Source organism: Chroococcidiopsis sp. TS-821 (genome assembly GCF_002939305.1).
Taxonomy (GTDB): Bacteria; Cyanobacteriota; Cyanobacteriia; order Cyanobacteriales; family Chroococcidiopsidaceae; genus Chroogloeocystis.
The window spans coordinates 452,428-478,767 of record NZ_MVDI01000001.1; the positions used below are offsets into that span (position 1 = coordinate 452,428).

Consider the following 26,340-nt stretch of genomic DNA (forward strand, 5'->3'; position numbering starts at 1 on the left):
TTTGTTTTTTGCATCAGAATAAAATTGCAATTTCTATCAAAGGAAAGCGATGAGTCAAAGTGAAGAGATCGTAGTTCAACCAATACTAACAACATATGATAAAGAATTTCTTCACCTTTCGGGAGCGATTCAACCGCACGGTCTACTTTTTGCGCTCAAAGAACCTCAGTTAGAAATTATTCAAGTTAGCAATAATACATTTGAATTACTTGGTTTTCATCCGCAAGCATTGCTCAATCGAAGCTTAAAAGATTTATTGTCTCCTACAGAATTGCATTTTATTGAAGGATGCTTAGTGAAAGATTTTGAAAGTGTTAATCCGATAAAGCTTTCACTCGCTATAAGTAATAACATTAAAAATTTTGATGGCATTCTGCATCGATGCGGTGAGATTCTCATTCTAGAACTAGAACCTAAGTTGACGCAAGAGGACAGAGATTTTATTAGGTTTTATCATTTAGTTAAGGGTGCGATCGCCAAAATGCAAAAGGCACCAACGCTATTAGAAATGTGTCAAAGCATCACGCAAGAAGTACAAAAATTGACAGGCTTTGACCGCGTGATGATCTATCAGTTTGATGGCAAACAAGCTGGGAAAGTTGTTGCAGAACAAAAACGCGAAGATTTAACTTCTTACTTGGGTTTACACTATCCTGCTACGGATATTCCTGACCAAGCAAAAAAATTGTATATGCTCAATCGCTTGCGGTTGATTCCTGATATCAACGCACAGCCAAAAGAATTAGTTCCTCTACAAAATCCAATTACAAACCAACCTCTCGACCTCAGTTACGCAGTTTTACGAAGTGTTTCCCCATGTCATTTAGAGTACCTCAGAAATATGGGCGTTACGGCTTCGATGTCGATTTCATTGAATAAAGATAAAAAATTATGGGGATTGATTGCTTGTCACCATTATTCTCCCAAGTATGTCTCGTATGAAGTTCGGACGGCGTGTGAGTTTTTAGGACAAGTGATGTCTTTAGAATTAGCAAATAAGGAAGAAAATGAAAATCTAGACTACAAAATTCGCTTAAAATCAATTCAAACAAAATTTATTGAAGCAATGCCCTTAACAGAAAACTTCATGGATGGTTTAGTTAAGGACAAAGCGAATTTACTCAAATTAGTGGATGCGCAAGGCGTTGCAATTTGTACGAATGGCGATCTATCCGTTGCAGGTAAAACGCCTAGTAAGAGCGATATTTATCATTTAATTGAATGGGTAGAAACAAAGATTGATAACGATATTTTTTACACCGATTGTTTGCCCAAGCACTATCCAATAGCGGAGAAGTTTAAAGAAGTTGCAAGTGGTTTGATTGTTTTATCCATTTCGCAGATGCAAAAAAATTATGTTTTGTGGTTTCGCCCTGAAGTCATTCAGACAGTCAACTGGGGTGGCGATCCGTACGGAAACTTTGAGTTATCGCCGCGTAAATCGTTTGAGCTTTGGCAAGAAACTGTGCGATCGCAGTCGTTACCCTGGAAACAATGCGAGATTGATGCTGTCCTAGAATTGCGGAGTGCGATCGTAGGAATTGTTTTGCGTAAAGCGGATGAACTCGCACGAATTAATATGGAATTAGCCCGCAGTAATAGCGAACTTGATGCATTTGCTTACATTGCTTCGCACGATCTTAAAGAACCGCTGCGGGGAATTCATAACTACTCAAACTTTTTGATCGAAGATTACGCAGATGTTCTTGAAGCCGAAGGAGTTTCAAAACTACAAACTCTCGTGCGCTTAACGCAGCGAATGGAAGACTTGATCAATTCCCTCCTTCATTTTTCGCGCTTAGGGCGCGTAGAATTAGCGCTACGCAAGACAGATTTGAATGAATTAGTTAACGGTGTTATTGATATTCTTAATATTAGCTTAAAAGAAACTGCGGTTGATATCCGTATTCCGCGACCTTTACCATCAGTTTACTGCGATCCAGTTCAGATGAGCGAAGTCTTTAGTAACTTAATTAGCAATGCTATCAAATATAACAATAAACCTGATAAAATAGTAGAAATTGGCTTTTTAGACTCCCCACCAACTCAGCCAGAATCAATAACTTTGTATGTAAAAGATAACGGAATCGGGATTAAAGAAAAACATTTTGATGCAATTTTTCGGATCTTTAAACGCTTACATCCACTCAATAAATATGGAGGTGGTACCGGTGCAGGGTTAACAATCGCTAAAAAAATTGTAGAACGTCATCATGGCAAAATTTGGGTAGAATCAACCTACGGAGAAGGAAGTACTTTCTATTTCACCTTGCCAAGTGTGAGGGTGAGTCAATGACAGGATCAACTCAACCATTACTCTTAATTGAAGATAGTGATGAAGATTTTGCGGCGTTTGAACGTATTCTCCGCAAAGCATCAATTACAAACACTATCTATCGATGTGTTGATGGGGATGAAGCTTTAGATTTTCTACGTCATAAAGGACAATATAGCGACTTAACAAAAGCACCGCGCCCAGCAATTATTCTTCTCGATCTGAATCTACCAGGAACTGATGGAAGAGAAGTTTTAGAACAAATTAAACAAGACGAAGAACTCAAGATGATTCCGGTTGTGGTTTTTACAACTTCTTCTAATCCGAAAGATATTGAAATCTGTTATCGCTATGGAGTTAATGGTTATATTATTAAACCAATTGATATCAAAAAATTGATGCGAACTGTCCAAGTTTTAATCGATTACTGGTTTGAAGCAGTCATTCTTCCTAACTCAGTAAGAGGATAATTATGGTACAAAAACGGACAATTGTAATTATTGACGATTGTCAAGAAGATCGAGATACTTATCGCCGCTATTTACTCAAAGATGAGACGTATAAATACGAAATTTTTGGCGAAGAATATGGCGAAAACGGCTTAGAATTGTGCAACTTAGTTCAGCCCGATGTCATTTTATTAGATTTCTTGCTACCCGATATCAATGGGTTGGAGTTTTTAAGTCATTTGCAGTTGCAAACGGGTAAGACCAACTTACCTGTAATTATGCTAACCGGTCAAGGGAATGAAGCGGTCGCCGTCCAAGCTATGAAAAGCGGTGCATTAGACTACTTAGTTAAGGGAGAAACAACCGCAGAAAGCTTGCGGATTGCCATTCATAACGCGATTAAACGCACGCACCTGCAAAACTTACTTGCGCAAAGCGAACAGCGATTTCAAACTTCGGTGGAAACGATGCTCGACTGCTTTGGAATTTGCAAGAGTATCCGCAATGATACTGGTGAAATTGTAGATTTTACGATTGAATATGTCAATGCCGCCGCTTGCGCGTTCAGCAAGATGAACGCCGCCGAACAAATTGGCACCTCACTTTTAAAGCTACCGCTATTTTCTCAAGCAGGGTTGTTTGACGAAATTTGCCAAGTGGTGAAAACAGGCAAACCCTTAGCAAAAGAAGTTCTTTTGTATACAGATGAAGAGCGACCGCAGATTCGCAAAGCCTTGGATATCCGCGTGACACAACTCGGTGATGGTTTTGCGATCGCCTGGCGCGATATTACAGACCGCAAGTGCTTAGAAGAAGAACGCGCGCAATTACTCTTGCAAGAACAACTCGCCCGTAGTGCAGCAGAAGCCGCCAACCACTCCAAAGATGTTTTTCTAGCCATGGTTTCGCACGAGTTGCGTAACCCCCTAACAGCGATCTTGATGTACGCACAGCTACTGCAAGCACACAAGTTAACAGAAGAGCAAATTTCCCGCGCTTACGAAACAATTGAACGCAACGTCAGGTTACAAAAGCAACTGATCGACGATTTACTCGATGTATCGTGCATTGTTTCTGGTAAGCTGCACTTAAATATGCAATGCGTAGACTTGGTCGTTATACTGCAATCTGCAATCGATACTGTACATCCACTAGCGGAAGCGAAAGCAATTCAAGTTGAATTGACAATCGTACCACATCAAAACCAATACGATGCCGTAACTCCATCGGTACTCTTCTACGGTGATGCAACTCGCTTGCAGCAAGTGTTCTGGAACTTACTATCAAATGCTGTTAAGTTTACACCACATCAAGGACGCGTTCAAGTCAAATTAGAGTGTAGCGATCGCGCCATTCAAATTACCGTCAGCGATACTGGGCAAGGAATTAGCCCTGATTTTCTACCGCACGTCTTTGAGCGATTTCGGCAAGCCGACTCAACACGACACGGTGGATTAGGGTTAGGACTGGCGATTGTCGATCACATTGTGCAACTTCATGGTGGCTCCGTCAAGGTCGAAAGTCCTGGCGTTAACCAAGGCTCAACCTTTACAATCGAATTTCCAAAAACAAACATCCTTCAAACTCAAACCACATCAAATTGTCTGTCCATAATTTAAGCATTGTTTTATATCAAACTCGCTTGATTAGAGTCCACAAAAATGCTCAGTAAAGGTGAAGGGTGACTAGTCACTAGCAACTAACTACTTGGTTATTTAGCCGGAGAGATATTACTAACTTAATGAGAAATACCAACAATTTCTCCTCTGCTCCCCTGCTCCTCTGCCCCTCCGCTCCTCTGCACCCGCACTTGCTTCACAACCATGCGCAAATTTCCTGAAGGCGCAACCGTAGGTCCTCGACGAGTCGGTTTAATTGGTGTTTTCGTTGCAAGTTGCAAGTCGTATTGCGTTAGAATTGTTGCCAAAACTAATTTCATCTCAAACTGGGCAAACGCTAGTCCAATACAACGACGATTCCCACCACCAAACGGTAAGTATTCATAAGGCGAAAACTGTCTTTCTATAAAACGTTCGGGTTTGAAACGCTTCGGTTCGGGATAGAGATCTTCGCGGTGATGCACGAGATAAACTGAGGGAAGCAACAGCGTACCAGGTTCAAAGTGGTAGCCCATAATCTCGATTGGCGATCGCACAACGCGCGGAAACGTATTAATCGCTATTGGGTAAATGCGCAAAGTTTCGCAACAAACCGCATTTAAATACTGTAGCCGCACAACTACACTAGGATCGGCGTTGGGTGGAAGCGTGTCGAGTTCTTGCAATAACTTCTCGCGGACTTCAGGTAACTTATCAATCCAGTACAATGCCCACGATAACGCCGAAGCTGTCGTTTCATGTCCGGCAAAAAGTAACGTTACAAGTTCGTCACGCAATTCTCGATCGGTCATTGGTTGACCATTTTCGTCGCGTGCTTGTAAGAGTAAACTAAGAATGTCATCGCCTTGCACGTCCGCTGCTCGACGGGCGGCAATTTCAGCGTAGATTAATTGGTCGATTTGCGATCGCAAGTTCAAAAAACGCCCCCAGGGACTCCATACTCCCCAATCTTTTTGTAGCGACGGGAAAAACAGCAGCATCGAACTCATCGGAGAACCTACCGCGTCTAATAGCCGTGTCAAAAGCTTTCTCAGTTCCTCAAAGCGATCGCCTTGATCTAAGCCAAACACCGCACTCAAAATCACGCGCAAGGAAATTTCTTGCATCGACGCACGCACGTTGAAAGGTTTACCCACTTCCCAGCGGCTAATGACTTGTTGCGTTATCTCGCGAATAATCTCGCCATACGCTTTTAAGCGATCGCCGTGAAAAGGTGGCATTAATAACTTGCGCTGGCGTTGATGCGCCACTCCATCGAGTAAAATTAACGAGCGATCGCCAAGCAGTGGTAATAAAACGCGGTTTGCACCACTACTATCAAATGTTCCCGCAGGCGCGCTAAAAATTTGCTGGAGTGCTTCAGGGTTGCTGATGTAAACAACGAGCGGTGAGACGTTCTTGGCAACTACATAAATATCGCCGTACTGCTGATAGCGTTTTTCAACTATTGCTAGCGGATTGAAAATCCACCGCAGCATATTGATTCTACGCTGTATGAAGGAGGGACTTGGACCGTCGGGAAGTTTTTGGTTATCCATAACATGGAGTAGAAGAAGCTGAGGAAGTAGAGGTGCAGAGGAGAAATAGTGTTTGTTTACATCACTCACCACTCACTCTACCGTTGAGTTCGCGAATTTCGGCGTTGAGTTCGCGTTGGCGTTGAATTAAGGCTTCAAATTCAGCTCGTGTTGCTAAGTTTTCGCGGTTAGGTAACAGTTGATTTACACGGTCTAGGCAAGCGTTTAATCCTGCTGCAAATTCGTAGCGCGTCACTGGGCGATCGCCGCGAAACGTTCCGTCAGGATACCCTGCAAGGCAACCTGGTTGCTCGTTGTTTGGGACTGGTGGGGTACTTGGCGTTTGCGCTACAGCGGATGTATATAAACTTGCCGCCATCAGGGGAGTTGCGATCGCGCCTTTTATTAGGGTTTTTAAGAGCTTGGACATTGTTTTAATCTTTTAAGTCGTGCTGGATAGTGGCTTTGACCTTTTTACCTCTTACTTATATTTTGCAACGTCCTTTACTACCACTATTCTTCTCAACGTTGAGATACTTTAGAATGTTTCCGCTGTGATTAGGAGGGATTACCCATTTAAGTTGAAGAAAATTTCTGCTATCATTTTTTTATAATGGAAATCTAAGCAGCTTTAAAATTTTTGCTTATATTCCCATTATACTAAAAACAGTATATGGTGAAACGGCAAGTTTTGCAAGTACTCTTCCCTCTTTTCATCGCAAACCTTTTGCTTGCCCATAACTAACGGGTGAAACGACCAAGTCATTTTCTTGAAAACGACGGAAGCGAAAGAGATTTAACTTATCAATCGAGGTGCGATCGCCGAGAATAAATTGACTCATCACTTCTCCAATAATTGGACTAAGTTTGTAGCCGTGACCGCTAAATCCAACGGCACAGTATAAGCCTGGAATATGCTCAAGACGGTCGATAATTGGTTGATAATCGGGCGTAACGCCCCAGATACCCGAATACTTTTCAACAACCTTGCCTTTTTCGAGAATAGGATAGCGTTGAATCAGTTTTAGATGTAATTCTTCAGTAATTTGCGGATAAATTTGCCCGTGAAAATCATCAGCGTCTGGTAACATAAACTGTGGATGATATTTAGGGTCAGAATTGCCAATTCGCGTGTAAGGTTGCTGTGGATCTGAGCGCGAATAGCAGAGATTCACTAAATCAGACACCACAGGATGATTTTGCGAAAATTCGACTGGTCTTTCGACAACAACAACGTGTTCCACAACCGGATTGACAGGAAATTCTAAGCCCAAGTTTTGCGTAAATTTTCGTGCCCAAGGACCGACACAATCTACAACAGTGCGCGTAGCGATCGCACCTTTCGTAGTGACAACACCATGTATCTTTCCAGCTGCATCTAACTCGATATCTTTAACAGGTGTTTGCGTCAGCACTTCTACCCCCAAATCTGCGGCGCGTTGGGCAAACGCTAGCGTTGTTTGTGGTGGGCTACCATAACCTGAGTGTGGTTCATACGCTACAGCCGCGACATCATCGAGATTAAGGTGAGGAACTCGTGCTTGCACTTGCGGTAAGTCAATCAGATCGACCTTGATATTCATTGATTGATGCATTTGCACGACAGATTTGAGCGTGGCGACGTCAGATTCTCCGACTAACACGAAGTAACCGCAAGGATGAAAGCCACTGTCGTAACCGCCATAAAGTTCTTTAAAATTGTGAAATCGCTGTTGAGACAGATAGGCTAATTCTGCTAACGCAGGATGCGTGTAGTGCGTGCGGATAATCCCGATACCTTTACCCGATGCACCGTTTGCGAGTTCTTTTTGTTCTAGTAGAACTATCTTACCCGCGTGATTTTGTGCTAAGTGTAACGCAATTGATGCGCCAATACACCCCCCACCAACTACAACAATATCTGCTGTCTCAACCATTCAGAATTCTCCTAATGAACGTCTAGAGGTAATTGGTGATGAATGTTACCCGACCTAGAGGTAAAAAAAACTTATTATAACAAGTATGTTTAAATTTATCTAGAGCCATAGCAAAAGCGATACGTGACACAATAAAAGAAAGGCTCTCGGATATTTTCGATGACATCGATAGTAGCAGTTAATTCCAACCTTCCCTTACATTTAGCAATTTCAGAAAAGCTGCGCGAGCAAATTTTGAGCGATGAATACTCACCAGGAGAGCAACTACCAAGCGAACATCAGTTAATGTTGCAATTTAACGTGAGTCGAATTACTGTGCGCCGCGCGATCGCTAATTTAGTTAATCAAGGGTTAGTGATTTCGCATCGCGGTAAGGGAGTTTTTGTGAAAGACCGCAAGAAGGTGACGCGATCGCTATCAAATCCGCTGATCTTCTTTGATGAAGACATGGCGCGTCAAGGTTCTACCGCTAGCATTCGCAGCCTCAGTTTTGATATCGTTGCGCCTTCACCCAAGGTATGCAAGCAGTTACAGCTAGAGGAGGGTACACCACAAGTTTACTGCCAGAAAAAGATCATTCTCGCGGATCGAAATCCTGTGGCTGTAGACATTACTTATATTCCGTTTGATTTGGGTAAAACATTTGCTACCGAACTACAATCGAGCTTAATTTACCCGACACTCGATAGTAATGGTGTATCGATTGAACGCGTGGAAACGATCGTAGAATGCACGCATGCGACGCATGAAGTTAGCGAATTTTTAGACATCCCCCTGGGTGCGCCGTTGCTTGTGAATCGTTACGTGGCTTATACAACAGGAGATAAACCCGTAATTTGTGGTGAGACGCTTTCGCGCGCTGATACTTTATGCTATTCGGTAACGTTAACTAAGCAGAATACTACTGTTCAGGCTGGGAAGGAAACCCCAGAAAATCGGTAATTTTAGACACAGTTTTCGGCATTTATTCTTGTTATAACAAGATAAAATGTACCAGGCTATCGCAATCGTAATTTGAGGTGTTTTTTTTGAAATAAACCACAAAGCACGCAAAGTACGCGAAGGAAAGATAGTTAGAGAGATTTTTATAAATTATTTGAGGTTGCTATATATCAAGTGATGATTAGCTTTAGGCTGCGGGAGGGATAGATTGTGTGTGGTATAGCGGGAATTATTTATCGACAACCTGAACTATACAAGAACTTAGGTAACGATTTACTAAGATTAATTCAACCACTAGAAACACGAGGACCGGATTCGTGTGGAATAGGAGTTTATGGATCGGCAACACAGCAACTAAAAATTTTGTTATTTGCTGCGGCAGATGTCTCTTGGGAAGAAGTAAAACAATGGTGGGAAAATCAAACTAAAGTTATTAAATGTGATGCGATCGCAAACGGTAGGCGACTCATTTTAGATACTACAGATCAGCCTTTAGATTTAACACAAATTAAGCAACGCTTAGCAACGGCTTTTCCTCAAGTACATTTGATGAGTACAGGGCAGCTATTAGAAATATATAAAGAAGTAGGCACAGCAGAAAATTTATTTCAGAAGTATCAATTAAACAACTTTACCGGAAGTCATGGAATCGGACACACGCGCATGGCAACCGAATCAATCGTCGATACGTATCACTCGCATCCCTTCACCGCAGCGCCCGATTTGTGCATTGTGCATAACGGACAGATTTCTAATTACTACAAACTGCGATTTACCTTAGAAAAAAAAGGCATCGTTTTTGAAACCGACAACGATTCCGAAGCGATCGCCCACTACATCCGCTACCAACTCCTGCAAGGCTTCTCTTTAGAACAAGCCCTGCAAAATCTCCTCAACGATATCGATGGTACATACACCTTTCTCGTCGCCACCACTGATAAAATTGCACTCGTCCGCGACAAATTCGCTGCTAAACCAGCAGTCATCTACGAAACCCCAGAAATAGTTGCGATCGCCTCCGAATACCGCTGCTTTCTCAACCTCCCCCACTACAACCCCAACGCCAAAATCTCCGAACCCGACGCCGGAGAAATCAAAATTTGGTTAACCACCAATCAACCAACGCCACACCTAGAACTCGTATAAAACCTTATTAAAAATTTTTCCTTTGCGTCCTTTGCGCCTTTGTGGTTCGTCCCCTAACCCCATATGCACCAAACAATCCCTCAACAAACCCTCATCGACTGCGCCAACCTCACCACCCGCGAAATCAATCAAAAACTCAAAGCCTTAGCATCCGAAAACATCCCCGCAGTCAAACTCCTCAACCCCGCAGGAAGACACAACCTCGCTGTCGGCATTACGCAACAAATTGCGATCGCCATCGCTGGACCTGTGGGATACTACTGTGGCGGATTAAGCGAGAATATCAACATCGAAATTTTCGGTGACTGTGGTTGGTCAGTCGGTGAGAACCTGATGAGTGGTACGATCGCCATTTACGGCAACGCTTCCGCCAACGCCGCCGCATCTGCCCACGGAGGGAAAATTTGCATTTTTGGCAATGCTGGTCCCCGCGCCGGAATTTCGCTCAAAGGTGCAACACTGATTGTGACTGGTAATGTCGGCTACGGTGCGGCATTTATGATGCAGCAAGGATGCATAATTGTTTGCGGTAATGCAGGAGCAAATTTAGCCGATTCCATTTACGACGGTACTATTTTCGTCGGCGGAGACATCAACTCATTAGGTGCAGACGCCAAACTCGAACCAATGAATGATACTGACTGGCAACTCTTAGAACAAGAACTAGCAGCACTCAACATTAGTGCTAGAGACTATAACTTTAAGAAAGTCATTTGTGCGAAACAACTGTATCACTTCAAAGCGAAAGACTGGGCGAATTATTAAGGATTAGTGCCTGAAAAAGAGGAAAGAATAAAGTAATGGATAGCGAAAAACAGGTATTAAAAACAAGTAGTACGTACACGCCAGAAGCGATCGCGGCGATTCAAGAACGTGCAGAATTAGGGCGCTATATCATTCGCGGGTATGGGGCGCTGCGGAATGTTCCCCGCTTTGACGACCTCGTTTTTCTCACGACTTCCCTTACACGACTTCCCCTCGAAGGCTACCGCGAGAAATGCACAACGAAAACATTCATTGGTACGCGCTATGCTAAACGCCCAATGGAGTTAGAAATCCCGATTACAATTGCAGGGATGAGCTTCGGGGCACTTTCTTACAATGCTAAAGTGGCACTAGGACGCGCTGCAACCTTACTCGGAACCTCGACAACAACAGGTGATGGTGGGATGTTACCCGCCGAACGCGAAGCATCGTCTAAGTTAGTTTATCAATGCCTACCCTCGCGTTATGGATTCAACCCAACCGATTTGAAAAAAGCTGATGCGATTGAAATAGTCGTTGGACAAGGGGCAAAACCTGGTGGCGGTGGTTTATTACTAGGGCAAAAAGTAAATAAAGTCGTCGCCGGAATGCGGACATTACCCGAAGGTGTCGATCAGCGATCGCCGTGTCGTCACCCTGATTGGATTGGTCCTGATGACTTGAGAATAAAAATAGAAGAATTGCGCGAAGCCACTGATTGGGAAATTCCCATTTACGTCAAAATGGGTGCTACCCGCGTCAAAGATGACGTCAAACTTGCGGTTAAAGCGGGTGCAGATGCGATCGTCTTGGATGGGATGGAAGGTGGAACCGCCGCAACGCAAAGCATTTTTCAAGAACACACTGGAATTCCTACGCTTCCCGCACTAGTACAAGCCGTCGAAGCCTTACAAGAAATTGGCGTTTATGGCGAAGTACAACTTGTCATCTCTGGTGGTATTCGTTCAGGACCTGACGTGGCTAAAGCTTTAGCTCTAGGGGCAGATGCTGTGAGTTTAGGAACTGCAACTTTAATTGCGATGGGGTGTAATAAACCTGTATATATAGAAGATTACCACAAATTAGGCACAGAACCGTATCACTGTCATCATTGCCATACCGGAATGTGTCCTGTTGGCATCACAACGCAAGATGCAGAGTTGATGCAGCGATTGCCAATCGACGAAGCGACAACGTATGTTGCTAATTACTTGCAATCTCTCGTGATGGAAGTGCAAAGTTTAGCCCGCGCTTGCGGTAAATCTGACGTCCACAACCTCGAACGCGAAGACTTAGTTGCGCTGACATTAGAAGCCTCGGCAATGGCAAAGTTACCACTCGCTGGTACTGATTTTATTATGGGGCAGTAAGAAGGGCAGAGGAGAAATCATGCTAATGTAACTAAAAAACTCAAAGCCTATACCTTATACATCTTCCCTGATTACAAATTACAAACTATGACCTTTGCTATAGTAGTCGAGTTGCAAAACTTAATTTTAAGCAAGTTCTTGATTATCTATCTCAGCAAATGAGTGCTGAATTTTATCAACATCCAGAATAAAAACAGTGGTGATATTTGCTTTGGCAAGAACACCTATATTTGCTGATAACTGCAATAACGTTTTGCGAGGATAAGAGTGAGGTAAAGCTCGAATATTTTCATCGGCTAGTTCCAGAAAATCGGGTGGTTCTTTGACAGAAATTGCTATTAATTCTTTTATTTTAGATTGAGTAATAATTATAAAATTGTACGTATCTTGAGAGTTTCTATCAGAAATTAACTTCTCCTGCAAGTTTAATAACGTAATCGTATATTTCGCTGTATGAACTAACCCTGTATGAATATTTTTTTCTGATAAGGGAGTGTAAATGACTTTGACAATCGAGTGGGCTGGTAAGGCTAATAAATAGTTAGCAATTTGGAAAACGACAAATTTTGATGTAGATTGCATACATAAGTAAGAGTATCGATTATTCTTCCAGTAAACTTGCTATTTTTGTCAACATTTCTTCAGCCGAATAAGGCTTATTCATATAAGCTGTAACTCCTAGTTCGAAAGCGATTGGACGCAGCTTATCGTCATTATTGACCGTGAGAATAATAACAGGAATTCGAGCAATTTGTGGATGTTGTTGACGATTTGCCATCGGCTAAGACGCTACTACCATAAATGTAGCTAGGCGGTACGATCGTTGACTCTAAGGGTCGAATGACTAACTCTTGCTTTCCAATCACTTGCTTTACCTGTAAACCCAAAAGCTTATCTTGGTAAGATAAAACAACGACAGGTGACATATCTATTTGTCGTGGCTGTGGACTTAAGGATGCGGTAATAGGTGAATGGTACTGAAGAATTTGTTGCATCTGACACAGCAAAACTGGCTTTTTCTCAGCACCCAGCTTTAAAAGCGTTAATCCGTGACGTTGCTGTATTTGATCGGCGTGCGGAATTAAGATTTGTTCAACAGAATCTAAAGGATAAAGCATAGCTGCTTGCGGGTATTGATGTTGCGTTATCATCTGCACAGGGCGATCGCCGTTCACTATGCCTTTTGCATAAATACTTGCAAATCACAGGAAGTCGCAGGGCATGAGGTTAATTCCAACCCTTATGCTCTTTAGTAACATTAGCTACAAAAAATCACAAGTACCAAGCACACACTTGTAATAACATGCTCGTAATGCTGAAGCACCAGAATTTATACTATGACAACAAAATCTTGGGGTTCGCAAGCATTTTGGGGATTGGATTATAACTTCGATCCGCAGTGGGTATTAACGCCAGCGCAACAAGAACTACAAGCAAAAATTATCGACTTGTGTGCAACAACACTACGCCCAAATGCGGTAGAATCCGATGAAAATTGCGTTTATCCGCGCCAGAACTTTGAAGCTTTAGCCTCCTTAGGATTACTCGGTTTATTAGTTCCCCAAAAGTGGGGTGGTTTGGGTGAAAATCATACTTGTGCGGCGATGGTGGTAGAAGCGATCGCTCGTTATGGTTGTCCGAGTACGGCGATGTGCTACACAATGCACTTAGGCGCAACAGCCGCAGCGTTATTTCGGGCGGAACGCAATCCTGAATTACAACGAGTCTTGCAGCGTCTAGATCGGGACGTATTCATTGGTACCTTATCCTACTCCGATCCCGAAACGGGTTCGCACTTTTGGTATCCTGTTTCTTCAAAAGCCGAGAAAGTAGCAGCAGGTTGGCAAATCACAAAAAATGCTTCCTGGACAACCTCAGCCGGATTTGCCGATTGGTATATTGTGCAAACCACTAGCCCCGAATTCAACGGTAATTACTCTGACTTATCGTGTTTTCTCGTTTACGCAAACGAAGTTAAAGCCAACCCTGCCCAATGGGATGCTTTAGGTTTACGCGGCAATCAATCTGGTACGCTACTTGTCGATAACGTTACCATACCTGCTGCAAGAATGGTAGGTTTCCCAGGCGACGGTGCGGCTTCCAACGACGAAACTGTCGATCCGTTCTTTTTGTTGTGTTCCTCCGCCTGTTGGAATGGAATTGCCCTCGGTGCGATCGATATTGCCAAACGCCACACAACACAGAAAAAACACGTAGATGTAGGAATGCGCGTTGCAGATTATCCGACAATTCAAGATTACGTTGGCGAAGCGATTATGGAAACAAATGCTTCCCGCAACTTCGTATTTTCTATCGCCAAGCTGATGGATGATATTACAAATCAATGCGATTGGTCAATTCATCAAGATCCTACCGCAATGCCGCGTTCTGCCTACTTGCATTGGTACTGGCAAATTAAATTTATTGCTGCTAAAAACGTCGCTCATGTTTGTGACAAAATGCTGCATGCTTGCGGTGGTACAGGTTTCAAAAAAGAACTAGGAATTGAGCGCTATTTGCGCGATGGTAAAGCCGGATGGGTGATGGGACCAACGAACGAAGTTCTCAGGCAATTTGTTGGTAAATTAGCATTATTAGGAATCGACTCGCTCGACTATTGGAATCAACGCGCTAACGAGCGTGTATTACACAACGAAATTAATAAATTAAACCTTGAAGATAAAAAACAACTTGCTGCAACCTTACTTGCCCAAGTAGCCGCAGAAGAAGCCAAAAATTCTCCTAAAGTTCTTCAAGAAACTACTATTACATCTAGTTAAAGATAGCTAGAAAAGGCAATCGAAGTGCAGAAGAAAAAAAGTTTTAAGCTTTCTGTACTGACTTGCAAATCAAATTTATTAAGCGGATTTAAAACTATCAAAGTTAACGCTTTCACTCTCTAGAGCCATTGTCTATGCTCTCTGTATCTGGAGGGATTCGTTAACCCTTTCTATCTTATGTACAAGCAAGACGCTTACCTTACTTTCCTTATCAAAAATCCTTATCGGTAACACTGATTACAAACTCTCGCCAAGAGTAGCCGCAAACTTGTAATAACAAATCTATCGCAAGTATGAACTTAAATAGGCATTACTCATGAATGCTGAAGCACAAGAATTTTTAGGAACCTTTATTTCAGAGAGCTACTACTTCTATGCCTCTGTATTCATGTTACTCATTCATGCGGGTTTTCTTGCCTACGAAGGCGGTGCATCGCGCACAAAAAACGTTCTCGCTACGATGGTAAAAAACTTACTAACCCTTTCTAGTGTAGGGCTGGCATTTTTCTTTTTTGGTTGGTGGGTTTATAACGCTTTTCCTCTATTTCCTGTGAGTGGCGGAATCCTTGGTCCCTGGACAAATCCCGCCACAAATGAAACTGTAAAAGCAGCAATGGCAGTTGTAGAAACATCTTATCCTTGGTCGCCTGCCTTAGCACCCAACACAGCCGATCATCTAACCGGAGTTTTCTTTTTTGCCTTTGCCTTATTTGCAATGACTACAGCTTCAATTCTTTCAGGAGCTTTAATCGAACGAGTTAAAATTGGCGCATATATTATTATGTCAATTGTTCTCGGCTCGTTTACCTGGGTAGTTGCTGCGGCGTGGGGATGGAATCCATTCGGTTGGTTTTATACCGCGTTTGGCTACCACGATTTTGGCTGTTCAGCAGTCGTTCACGGTGTTTCTGGATTCTTTACTTTAGGCGTCTTACTTAATCTTGGTCCTCGCATCGGTAAATACGACGAAAGAGGAAACCCGCGACCAATTTTACCGCATAATCTACCCTTAACAATGGTAGGTTTGATGCTGATTTTTGTAGGCTTTTATGCCTTCTTAGCAGCGTGTTTAATTTTCCTACCAGGTTATACCAGAGAAACAACAATCTACGGAACTCCAATGACTTTAGCTTCGATTGGAGTAAATACAACACTAGCACTAGCTGCGGGAATTATTGGTGCTTATATTTCTTCTAAAGCCGATCCTTTTTTCACAATTTCAGGAGGACTTGCAGGTATTATTTCCGTTGGTGCTGGTATGGATTTATATCATCCCACAGTTGTCATTGTTTTAGCCTTCTTCGGGGCATTTTTGATGCCAAAAGTGGCTTTATTTATTGAAAAACTTGGGATTGACGATGCAGTGGGTGCTTTTGGCGTACATGGCTTTTGTGGGTTACTCGGAAGTTTAGCAGTAGGAGTTTTAGCAACTGGATACCCTCAAGGTGAAGGCGTACCCGTCACAGGTTTTATTGGGCAATTAATTCCTACCTTAATTTGTGTCATCGTTTTAGGGTTTATTCCAGGTTACGCTACAAGCTGGCTCCTTAAGAAACTGCGTCTTTTGCGCGTACCTCGCGACGAAGAAATTGCTGGACTAGACATTGCTGACTTGGGCGTAGAAGGCTATCCCGAATATAGTATGAATTGGGCAACAGCAACAGTCACCGCCCAAAATCGCGCTGAAGCGGTAACAGGAAGATTAGAACCACACCCAGGAATGCAAGAATAAACAAGGAAGAAAAATATGAGTAGTCCGTTTAGCAACCCAAAAGAATTTCTTGAAGCTGAAGGACCAATTTACACCTTTGGTAACAATCCATTAATGATTACTTTTTTGCTGATTGTTAGTGGTATTCTATTTTTATGGTTTATCTACGCTTCGTACAAAATTAAAAGTGGTAAACCTCCAGCAAAAAATCCTGTGGCTTTGAGCCTTTTAATTGTGGCAAGCGCTTTTTCATTAGCAGGAGGCGTATATAATTCTACAGTTGATAAAATTCATCAACCTACAAAAAGAGAATCGCGAGTCATTAGCTCGAAACAACAGCAATGGCAACTACCAATAACTTTAATAGGTATGGTTGCATCCGGTAGCTGGTTGCAACGTCATTCGCAAAAACGTCAAAGAAAGCGAAAGTATCAATGAGGTATTGTGATGCAAGCAGCGTCGGTAGTCGGTTCAGTTGTCGCTTTGTGGCGCTACCCTGTTAAATCAATGATGGGGGAGAAGTTAGACACAGCTGAAATTGGTAAACAAGGAATAGTAGGCGATCGCGCTTATGCGTTAATCGAATCAGCCACAGGGAAAGTCGTCAGCGCGAAAAACCCCCGTAAATGGGCTAAACTATTCGACTTCCACGCTGCTTATGCAGATTCACCAACAACAAATACAATTCCTCCCGTTGACATTACCCTCCCAGACAACACAAAACTATCCAGCGAACAAGAAAACATCAACGAGTTACTTTCTAGTGTTTTAGGGCGTGAAGTCACACTCGCATCAACCGCGCCACCCGAACCGATCCTAGAAGAATACTGGTTAGACATGGATGGGCTTCCTCACCGAGAAACTGTTACAGATGAGAAAATACCTGCGGGGACTTTTTTTGACTTAGCGACATTACATTTACTGACAACAGCAACAATTGAACGCTTGCAACAACTAAATTCATCAGGACGATTTGAGATGCGCAGATTTCGTCCTAATATTGCAATTGCTTCGACTGCAACTAACAATTTTGTCGAAAACGACTGGATCAATCGCATCGTTGCCATTGGTGAAGAAGTTCAAATCAAGATTACAAACTTTTGTCCCCGTTGTGTCATGACAACATTACCGCAAGGCGATTTACCAAACGATTCGAGTATTCTTAAAACAGCAGTGCAGCATAATAATGGTAATGTAGGCGTTTATGCCAGCGTCGTGCAAGGAGGGACAATTCGTTGTGGTGATTCGATCCAACTTTTAGATTGACACAGAGACATATTTACTATTACTGAATACAAGAAGTGACTGTCGCGGCTAAATCAACTCATGCATCTTATCTTGACATACCTGCACCACTGGGCGAAGTCGTCACAGAATATCGCATTGCGCCTGGAAGTGCGATCGCCTACTCGGTGAAAGCCGGACAATACATTCAAATTATCGACGTTGAAGGTTCGCAGTGTTCAGATTTTCTAGCCTTTGCGGGAGAAAACTACACTGAAGAACTCGATAGTACCGTCACGCGCACATTAAACGGTTTAACAATTCCGCAAGCTGGTTTGCATAGCAAGTACTTTTCGCAAGCAATGCAACCGATGTTTGAAGTGATTCAAGATACTTGCAATCGTCACGATAGTTTTCTATTAGCTTGTACCGCACAATACTACGAAGATGCAGGATATCCAGGACATCCTAGCTGTAGTGACAATTTTAATAAAGCATTGCAACCTTATGGTATTGCACCGCGACTCGGTTGGGCGGCGGTAAACTTCTTTTTTAATACAACCGTTAATAATGAAGGGGCGATCGCATCAGGGGAATCTTGGTCGCGTCCTGGTGATTATGTATTATTAAAAGCCCATCGTGACTTATTATGTGCAAGTTCCGCGTGTCCTGACGATATCGATCCAGCGAATGGTTGGAATCCGACAGCAATTCACGTACGCATCTATGACGCTGCGTGTCTTTTCCCTAAAGCAATTGGCAAAAGAGTGAGTATCGATGCACCTGTACGTTTGACTCAATGGAGTGCCTTTGGCGATCGCATTCAAGCGTTAACCGATCATATCGTTGAATATAATGGCTTTTGGGTAGCAAATAGCTACGCTCGCGGCGTGCATAACGAATACTGGGCGCTAAGAGAACGTGCTGTTCTCATCGATTTATCGGCACTACGCAAGTTTGAAATATTTGGTACTGACGCTTTTCATTTATTACAAATTGCCTTCTCGCGCGATATTGCGAAACTCAGTGTTGGGCAATCTGCGTACGGTTGTTTGTTAAACCCTCACGGTGGCATAATCGATGATGGCATTGTCTTTCGTCTTACCGAGACTACCTATCGCTACGTTGGTAACTGCGATACTGATGCAGATTGGTTGCGTAAAGTTGCTCAACAATACAACTTTCAAGTTACGGTGGAAAATGCCAGCGCTCGCCTCCACAATTTAGCGATTCAAGGTCCTTTATCGCGCGATATTCTCCGCACGTTTATTTCAGATATCGACAAACTAGGTTACTTTCACTTTGCAATTACAACAATTGCAGATATCCCCGTCTTAATTTCCCGCACGGGTTACACTGGAGAATTGGGCTACGAATTATTCATACACCCCCAGGATGGTAATGCTTTATGGGATGCTTTAATCACAGCCGGAGAACCGCTAGGACTGATTCCTATGGGAATGCTAGCACTCGATCGCGCCCGCATTGAAGCAGGCTTATTAAGCCCTGGTTGTGAATTTGACGATTTAACTTCACCTTACCAAGCAGGAATTGGTTGGGCTGTGGCGACGAACAAGCCTGACTTTATTGGTAAAACAGCTTTAGAGAAGATTAAGGAACATCCACCCAAAGTTACAGTAGGGTTAACACTTGCAAGTAACGAAGTTGCAGCCGCAGGAATGTGCGTTTATCCAGTAGGCGATCGCTGGCGCGTGGGAGTTATCACCAGTGCAACTTTTTCCCCTATTTTGAATCAAAGCATTGCCTTAGCGCAGATTGTTCCAGAATATGCAGCGATTGGTACTGAACTCGAAGTCGGCTTAGTCGATGGTAAAATCCGGCGTGTCAAAGCAACCGTAGGGCGTATAGCGGCTTACGATCCAGATAAAATCCGAGTGCGGGCGTGAAGACTTCTATGGATCTTCCTCACTATCAATTGTGGGATTTTGCGGGTGTTGATGGCTTACAATTTGCCAAAACTCTGGTAGGCGATGCTGCGGGTAGACTTGCACCGTTTCAATCGCTGGAAGCCACGATCGCTGATTATCCGTGTTCCTTATTGCGGCTATGCGAAAACAATTTCCGTTTGGGGGTGAGGGGGGTTGCCATTCAATCTCCTGCTAAAATGCGCGTCTGGGTGAAGCAGTGTGAGACAATACAAGCGATCGCCCTTCCCAACTCTTCTACACCAAATCTACTTCAAATTGCTACCACAAAACCACCACATCGACTACAAAATTTAGCTTTAAACCGTGCGATACCAGCGCGTATCAATAATATTTCTGTTCTAATTTGGTATCATTCTCCACTAGAAAAACCAGTTTTAGAGTTGCATACTGCTGTTAAAAATATCGTTATAGTAAAAGCAACTTTGCTTCCCGATAGCTAAGACTAAGTATGAATTCCAGCAAAATCATTCAAGTTAACCAGCCGTTTAAGAAGTTAGCAGAAAGTGTGTAAACTGCACAAGCAACAGCAGTTGAAATTGCAACGCTTGATTTTGAGTTAGAAAAACCAAAGTCTGAAGTAAAGCTAGAATCTTTGGCAGAAAATTATCCAGGAGATTAATTGTATGATAACGGCTGGAGTTTGATTGAATTGCGAGAAGAGTCGTGTTCAAGAAAAAATGGGAATTGCTTTAAGTGTTTGAATTACCAACTGAACTTCAATGGGAAAGACTATGCAGTTTGGTGGCTGTTCTATCGTTGGCGCGTAGATTTATCTGCAAAATGGAAATAGTCGGAGGATTTCTCTATGTAACAACACAATCGTGCGATGCAGATAATCAGCAAATATATATTCTTGACTCGCAAGGAGAACTGCTATGAATCCAATAGAAATAGTACGCTTGAGCCACGATCAAATTCCAGGTTACGTTGAAAGCCAAGTAGCATCAGGACGCGATCGCGCGACTGTAATTAAAGAAATTGCCGCGTTGCGAAATGATGTTGTACTGCTGTCAGTACATGACGACAAAGAAACTTTTAAAGCAAAAGTCGCAGCAGCGAGCGGTAAAATCTAACAAAGTAGTTAACCAAACTTCTCGCGCTTCTTGGTAAAAATCTTCGCCTCGTCGCCATTTGTACTGCATATCAGAAAGTAGTAGTAAACCTAGCCAAACGCTGATGAGGGGTTACGCTGCTTGACGTAATTGACGGCGATGTGACAACGCCTTGTGGCATCTAAGGTGAAAACACGATATCCGCAAGCGAGTAATGAGCATGTCATAGTTGAGTGATCAACGCCTTGTGGCATCTAAGGTGAAAACACTCCAAGACGCGCTAACGCGAATGCTACGCGACTCTAAGTGATCAACGCCTTGTGGCATCTAAGGTGAAAACACAATTGAGGAATTAATCGAATTTGAAAAAACCAAATCGGAAGTGATCAACGCCTTGTGGCATCTAAGGTGAAAACACCAAGAGATATTCGCGGAGGAGTTGAATCGTGAGTTGTGTGATCAACGCCTTGTGGCATCTAAGGTGAAAACACACGTCGCTCCGCCGAATCGAGATTGGCGAACTTCGTCGTGATCAACGCCTTGTGGCATCTAAGGTGAAAACACTACCAAAAAGAGGCGGAAATTAAATCTTTTGTTTTAGTGATCAACGCCTTGTGGCATCTAAGGTGAAAACACTAACGTTTACGCTATCTGAAGTCCAAATATAAGCCTGTGATCAACGCCTTGTGGCATCTAAGGTGAAAACACTTGGCTCACTCTTCAGGGCTTTGTCTGCCGTCATCCAGTGATCAACGCCTTGTGGCATCTAAGGTGAAAACACACCGAAAAGTCACTGAGAGCGAATCCCCAAGGCGTTGTGATCAACGCCTTGTGGCATCTAAGGTGAAAACACAGTTAAAAGAAATTGGCGCTTTTGTAGCGCCAATTCTTGTGATCAACGCCTTGTGGCATCTAAGGTGAAAACACCACGTTTCCATAATAAGTTAGGACGCTTTTTTGAAGTGATCAACGCCTTGTGGCATCTAAGGTGAAAACACAATTTGATGCTTACGCTTTTGCGGCATTAAATCTGTGATCAACGCCTTGTGGCATCTAAGGTGAAAACACGGCTTTACCTTTATTTTTAAAAAATCAACTGGAGTAGTGATCAACGCCTTGTGGCATCTAAGGTGAAAACACATAACGATCGGGTTTTCAAGATTTCTTCGCAATTCCATGTGATCAACGCCTTGTGGCATCTAAGGTGAAAACACAGCTGGAGTTTGAGTTAGGCAATGCGTGTGAGATGTGATCAACGCCTTGTGGCATCTAAGGTGAAAACACCAGGGAGGTGTCAAACTCCCTGTTTACGATAAATTGGTGTGATCAACGCCTTGTGGCATCTAAGGTGAAAACACGCGCGACTAGCTTCCAGAAGAGTATCGCGGATTATTTCACTGTGATCAACGCCTTGTGGCATCTAAGGTGAAAACACAGCATCAAAATGAACGCCAAAGTCACCTCGCGTAAGTGATCAACGCCTTGTGGCATCTAAGGTGAAAACACCACCTTACCACCAGCTTTATTCCACCTGAGAAATTGTGATCAACGCCTTGTGGCATCTAAGGTGAAAACACACTAATCCTCAACTCGATAACCCGATCCTGAACATGTGATCAACGCCTTGTGGCATCTAAGGTGAAAACACATGCAGCTTTAAAAGCAATGGGCGTAGATTTAAAACTGTGATCAACGCCTTGTGGCATCTAAGGTGAAAACACACAGTTGAAATCGCCGAGCATTCCGCGAACGAGCTGTGGTGATCAACGCCTTGTGGCATCTAAGGTGAAAACACGGTACAGACCAACTTCCGGGCGATCGCCACCAGAGGGTGATCAACGCCTTGTGGCATCTAAGGTGAAAACACATCTTCACTACCATTTGCGAGGATCGCGGCTTGACCGATGTGATCAACGCCTTGTGGCATCTAAGGTGAAAACACCAATAAAATTGCAGTGAAGAGAAGCTAGTTTTGCGCTGTGATCAACGCCTTGTGGCATCTAAGGTGAAAACACGGTCAAACCAATCACCGAGTTGCGTCAAACCAAAAGGTGATCAACGCCTTGTGGCATCTAAGGTGAAAACACAATTTTTTGCTCAATAATTTCGCGGGAGGTGATCGCGTGATCAACGCCTTGTGGCATCTAAGGTGAAAACACCCGAGCTTCTGAGTAGCCCAATCAATTGCATCTTGGGGTGATCAACGCCTTGTGGCATCTAAGGTGAAAACACACTTATCGGAAGGCATTAAATAAATCCACTGATTGTCCAGTGATCAACGCCTTGTGGCATCTAAGGTGAAAACACTGTTGCTAAAATACCCGCCCGTTAAATCGTAAAATTCGTGATCAACGCCTTGTGGCATCTAAGGTGAAAACACTCGGAGTGAGGTACCTTACTTGAGAAAAATCGATTTGTGATCAACGCCTTGTGGCATCTAAGGTGAAAACACCCGCTACAGCACGACGCAGCCACCAGTCGTCAACAGTGATCAACGCCTTGTGGCATCTAAGGTGAAAACACCTACCCACAACCGATTTTTGAACGCTCCAAAAAATTGTGATCAACGCCTTGTGGCATCTAAGGTGAAAACACGTTATCTTAATCGAGGCGAATGGTGGCGTTCGATCGAAAGTGATCAACGCCTTGTGGCATCTAAGGTGAAAACACCTATCGATTGGCTAGAAGTCCGCGATCGCTATCAGCGTGATCAACGCCTTGTGGCATCTAAGGTGAAAACACTTGAGGTCGCTTAACGGTACCTTCATACCGAGGTTGTGATCAACGCCTTGTGGCATCTAAGGTGAAAACACGCGTCGATTTACCTCCGTATTTTTGCGCGATTTTTAACGTGATCAACGCCTTGTGGCATCTAAGGTGAAAACACCGTACACAACGTGCGATACCCCATGCTTATTACCTGGTGATCAACGCCTTGTGGCATCTAAGGTGAAAACACTCGACTAGTTGCTTTGAGGTTGAGGTCTTCAACAAAAATGTGATCAACGCCTTGTGGCATCTAAGGTGAAAACACCACTCTACTAATTTCACTTTTAGCGATCCTATTTCTGTGATCAACGCCTTGTGGCATCTAAGGTGAAAACACTTAAGTGGAACCGCGGACAAGATCGACTCGACAAGACGTGATCAACGCCTTGTGGCATCTAAGGTGAAAACACCAAATTGTTGCCCCAGAACAAATCGCGTTTTCCGGTGATCAACGCCTTGTGGCATCTAAGGTGAAAACACAAGTAAATTTGCCCGTTAACTAACCCCGAAAAATCATGTGATCAACGCCTTGTGGCATCTAAGGTGAAAACACCTCCTATGCCTTTGACAACAGCTAGCTCCATCGCTTCTTTGTGATCAACGCCTTGTGGCATCTAAGGTGAAAACACAGCGACCGCCGAAACCATTTCTTGGTAAGCATTCCTGCTACATTACACAAGCACCTCCTCATAGATGACAAGAAATGACTAATTGGACGATGAAAACATACTTTCCTTGGCTTCAAGATCCCTGTACAGTCAAGGTTTGGGAGTTTTGCAAGCACCTCAGCACGTGTTTTTTTAACCTCTAAGCTAGACAAAATAACGTACAGAGCTATTGTCACGCTTTATTTGGCTGCCACATTCAGAGGTACTTGCATTTTTAAATTACCCGAAAACCTTTTTCGTCTAACAACCAAGTATTAGGACGATTGTACTTTGGCAAATCCTTCACACACTGCTGAGAAAGACGAATCAAGATTAAATCATCTTCTTTCGTTAGAACTCTTTCTAATTCCCATCGCAGCTTTTCCCGCATCCGCTGACTTAACCAACAACGAAAAATCGAGTATTGAACGCGCTCTCCGTAACCCTCCAGTAGCTTGTAAGCTTTACGCCATCGCTTGGGACAGCGAATATCGTAACAAACCAAATACCAATTCTTTAGTTCTGCCATGATACTCCCTCACCGCACAATCAACTGCCCAAACAAACCACCCTCGCCTGACCACTCTTTTTCGAGCAATCGAACTTCTAACTCTAATAAACGGCGGTACGTTAATGAATAACCAGTCACGGGATGTTTCCAAGACTCTGATTTACGTTGCTCGTAAATACTGATGAATTTGCGCCGCCCGCGATCGCTCAGCCAAACTTGTTGACCTCTGACCTCAAAATCAGCATCAACATCCCATTGATGGCGATTAATCGAAGTAACGACAATCAGATCGACCAAAGGAACTCTGAAAATTTCCATCAGATCTAATGCTAATGGCGGGGCTTGGGTGCGGGGTTGGTGATAAAATCCCAAAGCTGGCTCTAAACCAACCGTGAGAATGGCATTCATCACATCTTTGATCAGCAAAGAGTAACCGAAGCTCAATAAAGCATTGAACCGATCCTTAGGAGGACGACGATTTCGACCAGAGAATTTTAGTAAGTCAGAGGTATCTGGAGCCAACAGGTGCGGTAATGCCCCAAAATAGAGTGCAGCCAAATTACCTTCAATACCCAACAAAGATTCCAGCGATTGAACTTGAGGAACTTGTTTCAGAACTGCTTTCATTTGTGCGATCGCATATTCTAATTCCGCCTTATCTGACTTACTCTTCTGCTTTCCCCGCATCAAAAACTTACGTTGTCCTTCGCCTCGACAATTCACCAGTTTTCGTGCCAGTTCCAGACAAAAGTCCGACTGACTCAACGCCTAATACTGACGGATGCGCCGTTGAATACTCCCCGAACGAGTATCCACACTGCCGATATAACGTCCTCCTCCAGAAACAAAGTGAATCCCAACATCTTTGTAAGCAAGAAAATGGACAGCTTGAGTGGAAATTTGCGCGAAACTATGAAGCACAACTTGACTAACCTGCCCAACCGAAACCTTTTCATCGGCTCGATCGCGGTGGCTAATTTTTAGTTGTTCTCCTGTACGCCCCACTCTCGTTCCTGGTTCGAGAATGTGCAGCACTTCTCGTTCGTCATCTTGAGGAAATAACCGCAGGGGATGCCATTCTTTGTTATGTGCCAACCGTGCTTCTTCTGGTAGACAAACCGAAGACAGCGAACAGCGGGTACACAAATGTTCATTATTCGTTACAGGAGGACGATAGGCAGACTTCCTCAACTCTTTTGCTTGTTGAATCGAATCTTTAACCCATTGACGTCCTTGCTCGTCTAAAGGAACGCGAACCAACACATTATCAGCATGATAGCGGATTCTTCCTTCCGACACTGTAATTCCTAATGCTGCCTCTAGCAGACAACAATAAGCTAAAATTTGTAGCTTATCGCTTTCCCATGCTTGAGGTTTACAATCTTCTCGATAGCAACGCCCGCGTTTGTGTTCGTAGGGAATTGTTTGCCCATCGCGGGTACGCAAGGCATCTACTCGCCCTCTTAACCCCAAGATTTCATCTTCAAGATAAAGGTCGAGCCATTCTTCGTCTTCCTGCTGCTCTATTTTCTCGTGTAACTGCCGTCCAGCAAAGACAGCAGCATCTTGAGTATAGAGTTCCTCAACTTCTTCTAGGTAGAACAGGCGAGGACAGTAAGCGAAAGCATGAAGGGCGCACACGCGCAGAGTGTCTGAGACTTCTGTTACGGTTTGGTCTAGATCGATAGCGTGCATCGTAATACAAATGTTTTACTAGGT

General features: G+C 43.4%; 22 protein-coding genes, 1 pseudogene and 1 CRISPR repeat array. Of the genes and pseudogenes, 15 read left to right on the top strand and 8 right to left on the bottom strand.

The genetic code is table 11. The annotated features are described in order from the left end of the window. The first annotated feature begins 49 nt into the window (after window positions 1–49). Genes B1A85_RS02155 through B1A85_RS02165 form a run of 3 tightly spaced genes read left to right on the top strand, consistent with a single transcriptional unit; the run spans window position 50 to window position 4,343 of the window. Window positions 50–2,296, top strand: coding sequence for an ATP-binding protein (locus tag B1A85_RS02155; RefSeq protein WP_104545278.1), 2,247 nt, complete (start codon window positions 50–52; stop codon window positions 2,294–2,296). Continuing rightward, window positions 2,293–2,745, top strand: a complete 453-nt coding sequence (locus B1A85_RS02160; RefSeq protein WP_104545279.1) for a response regulator — start codon at window positions 2,293–2,295, stop codon at window positions 2,743–2,745. The genes B1A85_RS02155 and B1A85_RS02160 overlap by 4 nt, the downstream gene beginning before the upstream one ends. Window positions 2,746–2,747: 2 nt before the next feature. Beyond that, window positions 2,748–4,343, top strand: coding sequence for an ATP-binding protein (locus B1A85_RS02165; RefSeq protein WP_104545280.1), 1,596 nt, complete (start codon window positions 2,748–2,750; stop codon window positions 4,341–4,343). Window positions 4,344–4,462: 119 nt separating this feature from the next. Here the strand turns inward: B1A85_RS02165 and B1A85_RS02170 are convergent, their stop codons facing one another. The 3 genes from B1A85_RS02170 to B1A85_RS02180 all read right to left on the bottom strand — a co-directional run bounded on the left by B1A85_RS02170 (window position 4,463) and on the right by B1A85_RS02180 (window position 7,776). After that, complete coding sequence (locus tag B1A85_RS02170) at window positions 4,463–5,881, bottom strand: cytochrome P450 (protein ID WP_104545281.1); 1,419 nt, start codon at window positions 5,879–5,881, stop codon at window positions 4,463–4,465. Window positions 5,882–5,942: 61 nt separating this feature from the next. After that, on the bottom strand, window positions 5,943–6,290 hold the full coding sequence (locus B1A85_RS02175) for an S-layer homology domain-containing protein (protein ID WP_104545282.1): 348 nt from the start codon (window positions 6,288–6,290) through the stop codon (window positions 5,943–5,945). 283 nt (window positions 6,291–6,573) lie between these two features. Next, window positions 6,574–7,776 carry an FAD-binding oxidoreductase gene (locus B1A85_RS02180; protein WP_104545283.1) on the bottom strand — a complete coding sequence of 401 codons (1,203 nt, stop codon included), beginning with the start codon at window positions 7,774–7,776 and terminating at the stop codon, window positions 6,574–6,576. 159 nt (window positions 7,777–7,935) lie between these two features. On the opposite strand from B1A85_RS02180, the gene B1A85_RS02185 reads away from it, so the two are divergent. From B1A85_RS02185 to B1A85_RS02200, 4 genes are all read left to right on the top strand, one after another. Further along, entirely contained in the window at window positions 7,936–8,718 is a 783-nt protein-coding gene (locus B1A85_RS02185; protein WP_104545284.1) for a GntR family transcriptional regulator, read from the top strand. A 210-nt stretch (window positions 8,719–8,928) separates the two neighbouring features. After that, window positions 8,929–9,864 (top strand): amidophosphoribosyltransferase, encoded by a 936-nt coding sequence (locus B1A85_RS02190; protein ID WP_104545285.1) that lies wholly within the window; start codon window positions 8,929–8,931, stop codon window positions 9,862–9,864. Between the two features lie 63 nt (window positions 9,865–9,927). Beyond that, on the top strand, window positions 9,928–10,629 hold the full coding sequence (locus B1A85_RS02195; RefSeq protein ID WP_104545286.1) for a hypothetical protein: 702 nt from the start codon (window positions 9,928–9,930) through the stop codon (window positions 10,627–10,629). 35 nt (window positions 10,630–10,664) lie between these two features. Then, a complete protein-coding gene (locus B1A85_RS02200) occupies window positions 10,665–11,978 on the top strand; it encodes an FMN-binding glutamate synthase family protein (RefSeq protein WP_168192331.1) in 1,314 nt (437 codons plus the stop codon). A 126-nt stretch (window positions 11,979–12,104) separates the two neighbouring features. Here the strand turns inward: B1A85_RS02200 and B1A85_RS02205 are convergent, their stop codons facing one another. From B1A85_RS02205 to B1A85_RS02215, 3 genes are read right to left on the bottom strand one after another with little or no spacing between them, the layout of a single operon-like run. Then, entirely contained in the window at window positions 12,105–12,560 is a 456-nt protein-coding gene (locus B1A85_RS02205; RefSeq protein WP_104545287.1) for a chemotaxis protein CheW, read from the bottom strand. 19 nt (window positions 12,561–12,579) lie between these two features. Then, complete coding sequence (locus B1A85_RS02210) at window positions 12,580–12,756, bottom strand: response regulator (RefSeq protein WP_104545288.1); 177 nt, start codon at window positions 12,754–12,756, stop codon at window positions 12,580–12,582. Next, window positions 12,692–13,153 (bottom strand): chemotaxis protein CheW, encoded by a 462-nt coding sequence (locus tag B1A85_RS02215; RefSeq protein WP_104545289.1) that lies wholly within the window; start codon window positions 13,151–13,153, stop codon window positions 12,692–12,694. The genes B1A85_RS02210 and B1A85_RS02215 overlap by 65 nt, the downstream gene beginning before the upstream one ends. Window positions 13,154–13,315: 162 nt before the next feature. On the opposite strand from B1A85_RS02215, the gene B1A85_RS02220 reads away from it, so the two are divergent. The 8 genes from B1A85_RS02220 to B1A85_RS02250 all read left to right on the top strand — a co-directional run bounded on the left by B1A85_RS02220 (window position 13,316) and on the right by B1A85_RS02250 (window position 20,715). Further along, window positions 13,316–14,758, top strand: coding sequence for an acyl-CoA dehydrogenase family protein (locus B1A85_RS02220; RefSeq protein ID WP_104545290.1), 1,443 nt, complete (start codon window positions 13,316–13,318; stop codon window positions 14,756–14,758). Window positions 14,759–15,074: 316 nt separating this feature from the next. Beyond that, complete coding sequence (locus B1A85_RS02225; protein ID WP_104545291.1) at window positions 15,075–16,490, top strand: ammonium transporter; 1,416 nt, start codon at window positions 15,075–15,077, stop codon at window positions 16,488–16,490. A gap of 15 nt (window positions 16,491–16,505) precedes the next feature. Next, window positions 16,506–16,907: a hypothetical protein gene (locus B1A85_RS02230; RefSeq protein WP_104545292.1), complete on the top strand. Its 402-nt coding sequence runs from the start codon at window positions 16,506–16,508 to the stop codon at window positions 16,905–16,907. A 9-nt stretch (window positions 16,908–16,916) separates the two neighbouring features. Continuing rightward, entirely contained in the window at window positions 16,917–17,735 is an 819-nt protein-coding gene (locus B1A85_RS02235) for an MOSC domain-containing protein (RefSeq protein WP_104545293.1), read from the top strand. Window positions 17,736–17,770: 35 nt separating this feature from the next. Then, a complete protein-coding gene (locus tag B1A85_RS02240; RefSeq protein WP_210404134.1) occupies window positions 17,771–19,600 on the top strand; it encodes a DUF1989 domain-containing protein in 1,830 nt (609 codons plus the stop codon). An 8-nt stretch (window positions 19,601–19,608) separates the two neighbouring features. Then, window positions 19,609–20,082: a hypothetical protein gene (locus tag B1A85_RS02245; protein ID WP_104545294.1), complete on the top strand. Its 474-nt coding sequence runs from the start codon at window positions 19,609–19,611 to the stop codon at window positions 20,080–20,082. A gap of 253 nt (window positions 20,083–20,335) precedes the next feature. Then, window positions 20,336–20,521: a hypothetical protein gene (locus B1A85_RS23515; RefSeq protein ID WP_146087125.1), complete on the top strand. Its 186-nt coding sequence runs from the start codon at window positions 20,336–20,338 to the stop codon at window positions 20,519–20,521. Beyond that, window positions 20,518–20,715, top strand: a complete 198-nt coding sequence (locus B1A85_RS02250) for a hypothetical protein (RefSeq protein WP_104545295.1) — start codon at window positions 20,518–20,520, stop codon at window positions 20,713–20,715. The genes B1A85_RS23515 and B1A85_RS02250 overlap by 4 nt, the downstream gene beginning before the upstream one ends. Before the next feature lie 139 nt (window positions 20,716–20,854). Beyond that, a CRISPR array of direct repeats spans window positions 20,855–24,092; the repeat unit is 36 nt; unit sequence GTGATCAACGCCTTGTGGCATCTAAGGTGAAAACAC. 253 nt (window positions 24,093–24,345) lie between these two features. Here B1A85_RS02250 and cas2 read toward each other — a convergent pair. Continuing rightward, entirely contained in the window at window positions 24,346–24,639 is a 294-nt protein-coding gene (gene cas2 / locus B1A85_RS02255; RefSeq protein ID WP_015189441.1) for a CRISPR-associated endonuclease Cas2, read from the bottom strand. Window positions 24,640–24,648: 9 nt separating this feature from the next. Further along, window positions 24,649–26,316 (bottom strand): annotated as a pseudogene (gene cas1, locus B1A85_RS25075) (type I-MYXAN CRISPR-associated endonuclease Cas1). Window positions 26,317–26,340 lie beyond the last annotated feature (24 nt).